The sequence below is a fragment of the Melaminivora alkalimesophila genome (assembly GCF_000282995.1).
GTDB classification, from domain to species: domain Bacteria; phylum Pseudomonadota; class Gammaproteobacteria; order Burkholderiales; family Burkholderiaceae_C; genus Melaminivora; species Melaminivora alkalimesophila.
The window spans coordinates 1-241 of the sequence record NZ_ALEE01000527.1 but is presented as its reverse complement, the minus strand read 5'-3'; the positions used below and the strand labels follow the sequence as shown (position 1 = coordinate 241).

At 68.9% G+C, this 241-nt stretch carries 1 protein-coding gene; it reads left to right on the top strand.

Annotation, left to right across the window (positions count from 1 at the left end; all coding sequences use genetic code 11):
* Positions 1-241, top strand: a 241-nt coding sequence (locus tag A612_RS10260) for a glutamate synthase-related protein (RefSeq protein WP_040436585.1), incomplete at both ends; no start/stop codon positions are given.

The window sequence follows — 241 nt, the reverse complement described above, 5'->3', positions numbered from 1 at the left end:
CGGGCGCCCGGGCGAGCCGCTGGAGGGTGTCTCGCCCTGCACCCAGCCCTACAACGCCAGCGTATTCAACATCTCCGCCATGAGCTTCGGCTCGATGTCGGCCAACGCCATCCTGGCGCTCAACCAGGGCGCGAAGATGGACGGCTTCGCCCACGACACCGGCGAGGGCGGCATCAGCCGCTACCACCGCGAGCACGGCGGCGATCTGATCTGGGAGATCGGCTCGGGCTACTTCGGCTGC